Genomic DNA, 11,958 nt, shown 5'->3' with positions numbered 1-11,958 from the left:
GGGCGGGCGGGCCGCGCTCATGCCACGAACCCTCCCCACCCCCGTGCTGGCGTATGCCGTGCGCGCCCTCGGCGCGGACGCGGGGGTCATGGTCACGGCGAGTCACAACCCGCCGCAGGACAACGGGTACAAGGTCTACGTCGGTGATGGCTCGCAGATCGTGCCTCCCGTCGACAGCATGATCGCGGACCAGATCGGTCGGATAGAGCGCGTCGCCGAGGTGCCGCTGGCCGACGGCGGCTGGGAGGTCGTCGAGGAGAGCGTCATCACCGATTACGTCCGTGACGCCGCCTCCGTGGTCGCGCCGACTGCGCCCCGTGACCTGACGGTGGTCCACACCGCGATGCACGGTGTCGGGACCGAGACGATCCGCGCCGCCTTTGCCGCCGCGGGCTTCGCGGAACCGATATCAGTTGTCGCACAGGCCGAGCCGGACCCGATGTTCCCCACTGTGTCCTTCCCCAACCCCGAGGAACCCGGGGCGATGGACCTGGCCCTGGAGTTGGCCGAGCAGACCGGCCCGGACCTGGTCATCGCCAACGATCCCGACGCCGATCGGTGCGCCGCCGCTGTGGCTGGTCCCGGGGGCTGGCGCATGCTCCGCGGGGACGAGGTCGGCGCACTGCTCGGCTCGCACGTCATCGCGCGCGGGGTCCGCGAGGGGGGCGTCCTCGCCAACTCGATCGTCTCCTCGCGGATGCTCGCCACGATGGCGCGGGCGGCCGGGGTGTCGCACGAGGAGACCCTCACCGGATTCAAGTGGATCGGGCGGGTTCCGGGGTTGGCCTATGGCTACGAGGAGGCGCTGGGCTACTGCGTCGACCCTGACCACGTGAAGGACAAGGATGGGGTCACGGCAGCCCTCATGCTGGCCGAGCTCGCGGCGACCGAGAAGGCTGCGGGGCGTGACCTGACCGTCCGCCTCGACGACCTGGCCCGAGAGCACGGTGTGCACGCCACCGACGCGTTCTCGATCCGAGTCGAGGACCTGTCGATCATCGGTCGGATCATGGAGCGACTGCGCGCCGACCCGCCGGCTTCCGTTGCGGGAGTGGAGGTTTCGCGTCTCGATGATCTCGCCCTCGGCGATGGTGGACTGCCCCCGACGGAGGGACTTCGGTGGTACCTCACCGACGCTTCGCGCATTATCGTCCGCCCGAGCGGGACCGAGCCGAAGCTCAAGGTCTACCTCGAGGTGATCGAGCCGGTGACCGGCGATGACCTGCGCGGCGCCCGGGAGCGGGCGGCGAGCCGGCTCGCGGCTCTGCGCGCGGCATACGAGGGATTCACCTCGATCTGAGGCGGACGTCTGGATGCACAGGTTGGCCATAGGCAGCCTCCAGCGAGCATCCAGACCCCGGGCGTTGAGTGGCGCCCATGAACACGAGCCACCGCCTCCTCATTGCTGCCGCTGGCGTCGGTGCCGCCGCCAGCACGTTCGCCGCGACTGCCTTGGGCGGCGTCGTCGCCCTCGACCTCGTCCAGTCGCGGACCTCGTCCGTTGCCGCCGTCCAGCAGGCGCCGACGAGTGGGACCACGACGACGCCGCAGTTCGGCAACGGCAACACCGGGGGCGGGTGGAGCACCCCCGTCTCGCCGGGTGGCTCCGGCACCACCGGCGGGCTCGGAGACCTTGGCGGCTCGTCCGGCACCTCCGGCGGCACGACCGGGACGGCGAGCAGCGAGCAGGTCCGAGGTGTCGTCGACATCGTCGCCACGGAGAATTTTGGGCAGGGCGAGGCGGCCGGTACCGGGATCATCCTGACGAGCAACGGCCGAGTCCTCACCAACAACCACGTCGTCGAGGGTTCCACCAGCCTCGAGGTCACCGACCTGTCGACGGGGAAGACTTATGAGGCAACGGTCGTCGGCACCAGCCCGACGAACGACGTGGCCGTCATCCAGCTCAAGGACGCGTCAGGCCTGGCGACCGCCACTCTCGGCGACTCCGACACCGTCAGTGTCGGCGATGCGGTCACCGGGGTCGGGAACGCCGGCAACGAACCCGGCACCTCGGCCTCGACCGGCGTCGTCACTGCTCTGGGACAGTCGATCACCGCGAGCGACCAAGGGGGCGGAAACGCCGAGGACCTGACGGGTCTGATCCAGACCAACGCGGGCATTCGGGCCGGCGACTCGGGTGGGCCCCTCTATGACGCCTCCGGCAAGGTGGTGGGTGTCGACACCGCGGCCCAGACCTCGGCGCGCAGCGGCCAGACGGTCGCCGGGTATGCGGTTCCGATCAACCACGCCCTCGACATCGCCGAGCAGATCGTCGCCGGCGTCGACAACGAGACGATCCACCAAGGCGTGCCGGCCTTCCTCGGGGTGCGGTTGAGCCAGCAGTTCTCGAACACGGTCGGGGCCGCCGTGGCCGGGGTCATCGACGGGTCCGGGGCGGCCTCCACAGGTCTGAGCGCGGGCGACATCGTCACCGCCCTCGACGGCAAGGCCGTCAACAGTGCCGACGCGCTGCGGGCCCTGGTCGATGCGCACGAGCCGGGCGACTCGGTGTCGATCACCTGGACCGACGGCGCCGGCGCGGTCCACTCGCAGACGGTGACGCTCGGGGCCGGTCCCGCAGACTGATCGGGCCCCGGCCCCCCGAACGAATCGGTGGGTCGCCAAGGTCGCCCTAGACTCCTCGGGTGAGCACCACTGACACCGCCGTCGACGCCACGGCCCGGGCCCGCGACCTGCTCGGCGTCTCGCGACTGACCAACCAGGCCCTGACCAGTTGGCTTCACGGGCTGCGGGGTGTCGACCAGGTCGGCTGTGAGGCCCGCGCCGCCGGGCTCGGCACGCGGAGTATCAAGAACGACTCCAAGCGCTGGGCGATCGATCTGGCCATCTCGATGATCGACCTGACCACGCTCGAGGGGGCCGACACCCACGGCCGAGTGCGCGGCCTGGCCGCCAAGGCCCTCTCCCCCGACCCGAGCGACCTCACCACCCCCCGCCCGGCCGCGGTCTGCGTCTACGGCGACATGGTCGCAACCGCCAAGGAGGTCCTGGGCGACTCGGGGGTCAAGGTCGCCGCCGTCGCCACCGCCTTCCCCAGTGGCCGCGCCTCGATGCCGGTCAAACTGCTCGACACCAAGGACGCTGTGACGGCCGGTGCCGACGAGATCGACATGGTCATCGACCGTGGGGCCTTCCTCTCCGGCGACTACCTGACCGTCTTCCACCAGATCGCCCAGACCAAGGCCGCCTGCGGCGATGCCCGACTCAAGGTGATCATGGAGACTGGCGAACTCGTCACCTACGACAACGTCCGCCGCGCCTCGTGGCTCTCGATGCTCGCCGGTGGCGACTTCATCAAGACCAGCACGGGCAAGATCCAGCCTGCCGCAACACTCCCCGTCACCCTTATCATGCTCGAAGCGGTGCGCGACTGGCGTGAACTCACCGGTGAGATGGTCGGCGTCAAGCCTGCCGGTGGCATCAAGACCAGCAAGGACGCGATCAAGTTCCTCGTCGCGGTCAACGAGGTCGCCGGTGAGGACTGGCTCGACAACCAGTGGTTCCGCTTCGGCGCCTCCTCTCTCCTGAACGACCTGCTGCTCCAGCGCCAGAAGATGAAGGACGGGGTCTACTCCAGCGCCACCTACATCGCCGACGACTCCCCGAGCACGGCCTACTGAGCCGGCGAAAGAGGACATCATGCCCACCTTCGAGTACGCCCCGGCACCCGAGTCCCGAGCCGTCGTCGACGTGGACTCCACCTACGGCCTGTTCATCAACGGCGACTGGGTGGACGGCCGCGGCACCGCGTTCAAGACCGTCAATCCGGCCACCGAGGAGGTGCTCGCCGACATCCACGAGGCGAGCCCCGACGATGTCGACCTTGCGGTGAAGGCCGCACGCACGGCATACACCCGGGTGTGGTCGCGGATGAGTGGTGCCGACCGCGGGAAGTACCTCTTCCGGATCGCGCGGATCCTGCAGGAGCGGGCGCGCGAGTTCGCCGTCCTGGAGACCCTCGACAACGGCAAGCCGATCAAGGAGACCCGCGACGTCGACATCCCGCTCGCGGCGGCGCACTTCTTCTACCACGCCGGCTGGGCGGACAAGCTCTCGTATGCCGGGTACGGGCCCGATCCGAGGCCGCACGGTGTGGTCGGGCAGATCATCCCGTGGAACTTCCCGCTCCTGATGCTCGCGTGGAAGGTCGCGCCCGCCCTCGCCACCGGCAACACCGTCGTCCTCAAGCCGGCCGAGACCACGCCCCTGACGGCGCTGCTCTTCGCCCAGGTCTGCCAGCAGGCGGAGCTGCCGCCCGGGGTCGTCAACATCGTCACCGGCGCGGGTGACACCGGGCAGGCCATCGTCGACCACCCCGGCATCGACAAGATCGCCTTCACGGGCTCGACCGGGGTCGGCAAGATGATCGCCCGCTCGATCGCGGGGACCCGCAAGAAGGCCACCCTCGAGCTCGGCGGCAAGGGCGCCAATATCGTCTTCGACGACGCCCCCATCGACCAGACCGTCGAGGGCATCGTGCGCGGGATCTTCTTCAACCAGGGCCATGTCTGTTGTGCCGGAAGCCGATTGCTCGTGCAGGAGACCGTCGCCGACGAGGTCGTTCGGCGTCTGCAGCGTCGGCTGTCGACCCTGCGCGTGGGCGATCCGCTCGACAAGAACACCGACGTCGGGGCCATCAACTCCCGTGCCCAGCTCGACCGGATCACCTCGCTCGTCGACGCCGGAGAAGCCGAGGGTGCGGAGCGCTGGGACAACGGCTGCGCGTTGCCGCAGAAGGGATTCTGGTTCCGGCCGACCCTCTTCTCGGGGGTCACGCAGACGCACCGGATCGCCCAGGAGGAGATCTTCGGTCCGGTCCTGTCGGTGCTGACCTTCCGCACCCCGCAGGAGGCGGTGGCCAAGGCGAACAACACGCCCTACGGCCTGTCGGCGGGCATCTGGACCGACAAGGGTTCTCGCATCCTGTGGATGGCGGATCAGCTCAAGGCCGGCGTGGTGTGGGCCAACACCTTCAACCAGTTCGACCCGACGTCGCCCTTCGGTGGCTACAAGGAGTCCGGTTACGGCCGCGAAGGTGGCCGACACGGCCTCGAGGCCTACCTGAAGGGGAGCATCTGATGGCTGAGCGTGTCGACGTCCGCAAGACCTACAAGCTCTACATCGGCGGGAAGTTCCCCCGCTCGGAGTCGGGCCGTTCCTACGAGGTGTATGCCGCACCCACCCGCGCGGGCGCCTCACCGAAGTTCTTGGCCAACGCCTCTCAGGGCTCGCGCAAGGACGCGCGTGATGCGGTGACCGCAGCGCGCGGTGCGCAGGCCGGCTGGGCCGGCGCCACGGCATACAACCGGGGGCAGGTGCTCTACCGCGTCGCCGAGGTCATGGAGGGCCGCCGCGCCCAGTTCGTCGAGGAGGTCCGGGCCAGCGAGGGAGTCTCGCCGAGCAAGGCGGATTCCCTTGTCTCGCAGGCGATCGACCGCTGGGTTTGGTATGCCGGCTGGTCCGACAAGCTGCCCCAGGTGCTCGGCGGGCTCAACCCGGTGGCCGGACCCTTCTTCAACATCTCGGCGCCTGAGCCGAGCGGCGTCGTCGCTGTCCTCGCCCCGCAGGAGTCGAGCCTGCTCGGCCTGGTCAGCGTGATCGCCCCGGCGATCGTCACCGGCAACTCGGTCGTCGTCGTCTCCTCCAAGGAGCGTCCGCTGCCGGCCATCACCCTCTCGGAGTGCCTGGCGACTTCGGACGTGCCAGGCGGCGTCGTCAACATCGTCACCGGCGACGCCGTCGAGATCGCGCCCTGGTTGGCCTCGCACCGCGATGTCAACGGGATCGACCTCACCGGTGCCGCCGGTCTTCAGGGCGAGGCCTGGGGTGAGTGGGAGCGAGCCGCTGCCGACACCCTCAAGCGCGTCATTCGTCCGGGGGGCGCCGGGGCGGCCGCGATCGAGCCGGACTGGAGCGTCGAGCCTGGCCTGCAGCGGATGAGCACCTTCCTGGAGACCAAGACCGTCTGGCACCCGAAGGGCCGCTGACCGCACCACCATGCGCACCCGCGTTGTCATCCTGGCCGGACCGTCCGGCTCGGGGAAGTCCCGTCTGGCCGCCCGCCTGGCCGCGAACCACCACTGGCCGATCGTTCGCCTCGACGACTTCTATCGCGACCAGGACGATCCCGACCTGCCGATGAGTGCCGGCCTCGGGATCCCCGACTGGGACGACCCGCGCAGTTGGAACGGCGAGGCGGCCCTGGCCGCCCTCCGCACCCTGGTCGACACGGGCTCATGCGAGCTGCCCGTCTACGACCTCCCGACGTCACGAGCCGTCGGCACGACAACGCTCACGGCCGGTCCGGGCGACCTCATCCTCACCGAGGGCATCTTCGCCGCCGAGCTGATCGGGCCCCTGCGGGCCGAAGGCCTGCTCCACTCCGGCTGGTGCATCATCCACCGCCACCCAGGGGTGAACTTCCTCCGTCGGCTGGCTCGCGACCTGCGTGAGCGGCGCAAGCCGCCCCACATCCTCGTCCGTCGGGGGTGGGCCCTGATGCGGTCCGAGCCATCGGTCATCGAGCGCCAACGCAAACTCGGAGCCACCTGCGCGCGGGCCACCGCGGTCGAGGACACGCTCGCGGCACACCGGCCGGGTGCCGGATAGTGTGCTGCCTGTGTTGACTGGGGGAAACAGATGACCGAATCACCGTGGACCGCGCCGGGCAGCGCGTCGCCGCCACCCGTCACCCCTCCCCCTCCGTATGCCGCGGGGCCGGGGCCATCGTGGCAAACCACCCCCCAGCCACCCCAGGCTTCCCCGCCACCCCCACCGCCGTCCGCATGGCGCCCGGCCGTGGACTTCCGCCCCGGCATCATCCCGCTGCGCCCGTTGCAACTCGGGGACCTCTTCGGCGCCGTCTTCAAGGCGATCCGGGGCAATGTCGCGGCCACCGTCGGGCTCGCCGCTCTCACCTCGGCCGTTGCCCTGGTCCCCTTCACAGCCCTGGGAACCTGGATCGCCTCCCTCGACACGACCACGCTCGATGAGTCCTTCGGCGCTGAGGCCCCGCTGGGCCCGGGGGCGTTCGCGAGTTACCTCCCCTCGCTGGCCAGCGCGATCAGCAGCATCATGCTCGCCGGCTTCCTCGCCTACGTCATCGGCCAGGCGGTGCTCGGGCGCAAGGTCACCATGGGCGAGACCTGGCGCGGGACCAAGGGTCGCCTGCTCGCCCTCATCGGGGCCACAGTCCTGGTGAGCCTGGCGATGGGACTCGTGCTGACCATCGGCTTCGGCCTGCCCGTCGGCATCGGCGTCTACGCCGCAGCCAGCGGCGCCGACCTCGGAGGTGGAGCCGTCGCGGTGCTCGTGGTGCTCGCCCTGCTCTGGCTCCTCGTCCTCATTGCGGCCCTGATCGTCGTCATGACCCGTCTGTCCTTCGCGACATCAGCCATCGTGCTCGAGCGCCTGCCCGTCCTGGCCTCGCTGCGTCGCTCCTGGACCTTGGTGGGGACGCCCACCAGGAAGCCCTTCTGGCGGATCTTCGGCCTCCGGCTGCTCACGGCGATGCTCGTCGGGGCGGCATCGAGTGTCGTCATGGTCCCGCTGATGATCGTGATGATGATCGTGATGTTCGCCCTTCTCGACAACGGCGGCACCCTCGGTGACGTCTACATGCTGCAGACCGTGCTCACGGGGGTCGTCGGGATCATCGCGGGCGCTCTGACCACGCCGTTCACAGCCGGGCTCGACGCACTCCTCTACGTCGATGCCCGCATGCGCACCGAGGGGTTGGACGTCACGCTCATGCGTGCCGCCGAGGGCACGATCACGCCCCCATGGCAGGCGGCAGAGCAGGCGTGATCGGAACGCTGGTCGACCCCGGCACCGACGAGGCCCGCGACTGGCTGCGTCGCGAGTTGGCGACGGGCGGTTACACCGTCGAACGCCCCTTGCTCGAGCGATTCCGAGACTGGATCTTCGGCCTGTTCTCCCGCCTCGGTGGCGACGGTTCGGCACCCAGTTGGCTGGTGCCGCTGGTCGTGCTGCTCGTCCTGGGCGTGGCCGCCCTGGTCCTCTGGCGAGTCCTGCGCCGGAACGTCCGAGCCCCCGCATCTCCCACGGCACCCGGCGTGCTCGAGGACGTCGACGCCACCGCCGACGAACTGCGGGCGCTGGCCCAGCAGGCCTTGGACCGCGGCGAGGCGGGTGAAGCGTTGATCGCGGCCTACCGCGCCGTCGTCGCCTCGGCCATCGAACGCACCTGGCTCGCCGATCGCCCCGGTCGCACCGCCCACGAGGCGGCCCGGGAACTCTCCACCCTCGTCCCGACCGAGCGCCAAGCAGTGGCCGATGCCGCCGCGGCCTTCGACGCCGTGCGCTTCGGCCGGGCCGCCGCGAGCGCCGACCAGGTCCGCGGCGTCATGGAGCTCGACAGCCGCCTGCGCTCCGCCCGACCCGACCAGCTCGCCCTCGCTGCGCCGTGGTGACCGCGACCGCCCGCGCGAAGGCACGCTCGGGGCGCAACGTGCTCCTGTGGTGCGCCTCCATCGTCGGGATCTCGATCGTGCTCGCAGTGCTCGCCCCGAGGAACACCGACAATTATCTCGACCCGGCCGGTCACGGCCCGAACGGTGTGGCCGCTCTCGTCGAGGTGCTGCGCGATCACGGCGTGCAGGTCGAGCTCGTCGACACCGTGGCCGGGCTCTCCGCAGCCCTCGCCGGGAGTGCTGGCCCTGCCCAGACCACGGTGGCCATCGGCGACAGTCGACTCCTCACAGCACGCGGCGCCGAGGCCGTCACCCGCGCGATCAACGGCGCCGGTCGGTTGGTGCTGCTCGACGGCGCACCGGCAGTGCTCGATGTCATCGATCCGGACGTGCAGGTTTTCGCCGCAGGAGGCCGCGGGTCGGACGAGTTCGCCGCCGAATGCAGCGACTCGGTGGTCCGTGACGACGCGACCGTCGGCCGCTTCGATCTGCGCCTGATCGCCGATGGTGGGGCCACATCGTGTTTCCCGCTCCCCCGGACCGCCGGGATCGACCACGGCGCGTTGCTCGTGACCGTCCCCGTCCACGAGGGAATTCCCCAGACGTATGCCGTGGGGTTCGGCGGGGCACTCACCAACCGCTACGTCACCGACGCCGGGCACGCTGCCCTCGGGCTGCGTGTGCTCGGGGCTCACCCACGGCTGATCTTCTACACCCCGTCGATCACCGACCAGCGGGCCGTCGACGGCGCCCAGGAGGAGGGTCCGGCCCTCCCCGCCTGGCTGATGCCGGGCCTGGTCCTCATCGGACTCGCTGTGCTCACCCTGGCCGTGGTGTCGGGACGACGATTGGGACGGCTCGTGCCCGAGCCGCTGCCCGTCGTCGTCAAAGCGAGCGAGACGACACACAGCCGGGCCGAGCTCTATCGCGCCGCCCAGGACCGCGCCCGCACCGCGGACGTCCTGCGTCAGGGAACACTGGGGCGGCTGCGCAGCCGCCTCCGGCTGGACACCTCAGCCGCCCCGGACGCCGTGGTGGCCGCGGTCGCGGCACACGGCATACCTCTGGAGGCGGCGCGCGCCGCGCTCGACGGACCACCCCCCGACACCGATGCCGCCCTCGTGCGGCTGGCAACCGACCTGGCAACCCTCGAGGAGAAGGTGACCCCACGATGACCGAAACCCCCACCCGGGCGGATGCACCGGAGGCGCGAGAGGCCCTGACGCGCGTGCGCGCCGAAGTGGCCAAGGCCGTCGTCGGTCAGGACGCTGCCGTCGCCGGGCTGCTCGTCGGCCTGCTGGCCCGCGGCCACGTGCTGCTCGAAGGCGTGCCCGGCGTCGCGAAGACGCTGCTCGTGCGGTCGCTGGCTGCGGCGCTGGCCATCGAGACCAAGCGGGTGCAGTTCACGCCCGACCTCATGCCGGGCGACATCACCGGCTCCCTCGTGCACGACGCGCGGATCAGCGATTTCACCTTCCGGCCGGGTCCGGTGTTCACCAACCTTCTGCTCGCCGACGAGATCAACCGGACGCCGCCCAAGACCCAGTCGGCGCTGCTGGAGGCGATGGAAGAGCGCCAGGTCAGCGTCGACGGCGTCGCACATCCGCTTCCCTCTCCCTTCCTCGTTGCCGCGACGCAGAACCCGGTGGAGTACGAAGGCACCTATCCGCTGCCCGAGGCGCAACTCGACCGCTTCCTGCTCAAGGTCGTCATGCCGGTGCCGCCCCGCGAGCAGGAAATCGAGGTGCTGGCCCGTCACGCCGGCGGCTTCGACCCGCGCGACCTGACCACTGCGCAGATCGCACCGGTGGCGGGCGCCGCCGACCTCGAGGCGGGTGCTGCGGCGGTGCGGCGCGTGGAGATCTCGCCAGAGGTCATCGGTTATGTCGTCGACCTCGCCCGCGCGACGCGCAACTCCCCCTCCCTGTCGCTGGGGGTCAGCCCACGTGGGGCGACCGCGCTGATGGCGACGGCGCGTGCCTGGGCGTGGCTCAACGGACGCGGCTTCGTCACCCCCGACGACGTCAAGGCCCTCGCCAAGGCGACGCTCGCGCATCGCCTCACCCTGCGCCCGGAGGCCGAACTCGAGGGTGTGGGAATCGACTCCGTCCTCGACAGCGCGCTGAACTCGGTGCCCGTCCCGCGCTGACCCGATGGCACTGTCCCCTCGCGCGGTCGCGCTCGTCCTCCTCGGTCTGGTGCCGGTCGTCATCTGGCCCAGTGGCTGGACCGTGCGCCTGTGGATCCTGGGCTGCCTTCTCGTCGTCGCTGTCGACCTGCTGCTCGCCGCGTCCCCCGCGGGGATCGGCCTGGCGCGGCGGCCCTTGGGGCAGGTGCGGGTCGGGGAGCGGAGTCATACGGAGGTGTTGGTGACCAACGCGGGTCGGCGACCCCTGCGCGGCTGGATCCGGGACGCCTGGCAGCCCTCTGCCGGTGCCAGCCCGGACCGGCTCGCCCTCACCGTGCCGGCTGGTGAACGGACCCTCCTGCGGACGGAGCTGGCCCCGAAGCGACGCGGCGACCGGTTGGCCGACCGGGTGACGATCCGCGCCTTCGGCCCACTGGGGATCGCCGCCCGACAGGCCTCTGTGCCGTTGGGCGGGACGCTGCGCGCGCTTCATCCCTTCCCGTCGCGGCGCCACATCCCGAGCCGGCTGGCCCAGTTGCGGCAGATCGACGGCCGCGCCGCCGTGCGGGTGCGCGGGCAGGGCACCGAGTTCGACAGCCTGCGCGATTGGGTCGACGGCGACGACGTGCGCTCCATCGACTGGCGGGCGACAGCGCGACGCCAGCACCTCGTCGTGCGCACCTGGCAACCGGAGCAGCACAAGCGGATCGTCCTCGTGCTCGACACCTCACGCACGAGCGCAGGTCGGATCGGTGACACCCCGCGCCTCGACGCGGCCATGGACGCGGCGCTGCTGCTCACCGCACTCGCCGGTCATGCGCGCGACCGCGTGCAGGTGTTGGCCGGTGATGCCCGGGTCCGGGCGCGGGTGCTCAACCGGGGTGACGCCGCCGGGGTGTTGCACGACGTGATCAGCACGCTGGCGCCGATCGATGCCCAGATCGTCGAAGCAGACTGGGACCTGCTCGCCTCGGAGGTCTCCCGATTGGGCCGTCAGCGGGGCCTGGTCGTGCTGTTCACAGCCATGGAGCCGTCGGCGATCGAGGAGGGGCTGCTACCTGTGCTCCCTGCTCTCGTTGCCCGCCACCGAGTCGTCGTCGCCTCGGTGAGTGACCCCGAGGTGCTGGCCATGCGGGACGCTCGCTCCGACCTCGCGGACGTGTATGCCGCAGCCGCCGCCGAGCGCACCCTGGCCCTGCGTGCGCGCACGTCCGCGGCGCTGCGCGCCCTGGGCGTCACCGTGATCGACGAGCCCCCGGAGACCCTGCCGACGGCGCTGGCGGATCACTACCTGGCCCTGAAGCGCGCCGGCCTGCTCTGACCCGGGGCGTTCACCGCCGCACCATTTCCCAACCCAGTTCGTATGCCGCGGCC

Annotated in this window: 11 protein-coding genes; all 11 read left to right on the top strand. The window is 70.7% G+C overall.

Annotated features, from left to right (window positions below):
- The coding region (locus BN10_RS12940) for a phospho-sugar mutase (protein ID WP_040751778.1) at nucleotides 1-1,300 on the top strand (1,300 nt) is incomplete at its 5' end.
- 77 nt (nucleotides 1,301-1,377) lie between these two features.
- Nucleotides 1,378-2,589, top strand: a complete 1,212-nt coding sequence (locus BN10_RS12935) for a S1C family serine protease (RefSeq protein ID WP_010851702.1) — start codon at nucleotides 1,378-1,380, stop codon at nucleotides 2,587-2,589.
- A gap of 59 nt (nucleotides 2,590-2,648) precedes the next feature.
- Entirely contained in the window at nucleotides 2,649-3,644 is a 996-nt protein-coding gene (gene deoC, locus BN10_RS12930; RefSeq protein WP_010851701.1) for a deoxyribose-phosphate aldolase, read from the top strand.
- Between the two features lie 19 nt (nucleotides 3,645-3,663).
- Nucleotides 3,664-5,103 carry an aldehyde dehydrogenase family protein gene (locus BN10_RS12925; RefSeq protein WP_010851700.1) on the top strand — a complete coding sequence of 480 codons (1,440 nt, stop codon included), beginning with the start codon at nucleotides 3,664-3,666 and terminating at the stop codon, nucleotides 5,101-5,103.
- Nucleotides 5,103-6,011: an aldehyde dehydrogenase family protein gene (locus BN10_RS12920; RefSeq protein ID WP_010851699.1), complete on the top strand. Its 909-nt coding sequence runs from the start codon at nucleotides 5,103-5,105 to the stop codon at nucleotides 6,009-6,011. The genes BN10_RS12925 and BN10_RS12920 overlap by 1 nt, the downstream gene beginning before the upstream one ends.
- Nucleotides 6,012-6,021: 10 nt before the next feature.
- A complete protein-coding gene (locus BN10_RS12915; protein WP_010851698.1) occupies nucleotides 6,022-6,633 on the top strand; it encodes a uridine kinase family protein in 612 nt (203 codons plus the stop codon).
- 189 nt (nucleotides 6,634-6,822) lie between these two features.
- Nucleotides 6,823-7,830, top strand: a complete 1,008-nt coding sequence (locus BN10_RS12910; RefSeq protein ID WP_010851697.1) for a hypothetical protein — start codon at nucleotides 6,823-6,825, stop codon at nucleotides 7,828-7,830.
- Nucleotides 7,827-8,456 carry a DUF4129 domain-containing protein gene (locus BN10_RS15850; RefSeq protein ID WP_051369701.1) on the top strand — a complete coding sequence of 210 codons (630 nt, stop codon included), beginning with the start codon at nucleotides 7,827-7,829 and terminating at the stop codon, nucleotides 8,454-8,456. The genes BN10_RS12910 and BN10_RS15850 overlap by 4 nt, the downstream gene beginning before the upstream one ends.
- Nucleotides 8,453-9,631, top strand: coding sequence for a DUF4350 domain-containing protein (locus tag BN10_RS15845; protein WP_010851695.1), 1,179 nt, complete (start codon nucleotides 8,453-8,455; stop codon nucleotides 9,629-9,631). Before BN10_RS15850 ends, BN10_RS15845 begins: the two co-directional genes overlap by 4 nt.
- Complete coding sequence (locus tag BN10_RS12895; RefSeq protein ID WP_010851694.1) at nucleotides 9,628-10,605, top strand: AAA family ATPase; 978 nt, start codon at nucleotides 9,628-9,630, stop codon at nucleotides 10,603-10,605. The genes BN10_RS15845 and BN10_RS12895 overlap by 4 nt, the downstream gene beginning before the upstream one ends.
- Nucleotides 10,606-10,609: 4 nt before the next feature.
- Nucleotides 10,610-11,905: a DUF58 domain-containing protein gene (locus BN10_RS12890; RefSeq protein ID WP_010851693.1), complete on the top strand. Its 1,296-nt coding sequence runs from the start codon at nucleotides 10,610-10,612 to the stop codon at nucleotides 11,903-11,905.
- Nucleotides 11,906-11,958: the final 53 nt, after the last annotated feature.

This window comes from Phycicoccus elongatus Lp2 (assembly GCF_000367525.1).
Taxonomy (GTDB): Bacteria; Actinomycetota; Actinomycetes; order Actinomycetales; family Dermatophilaceae; genus Phycicoccus_A; species Phycicoccus_A elongatus.
This window is presented reverse-complemented; position numbering and strand designations above follow the sequence as displayed.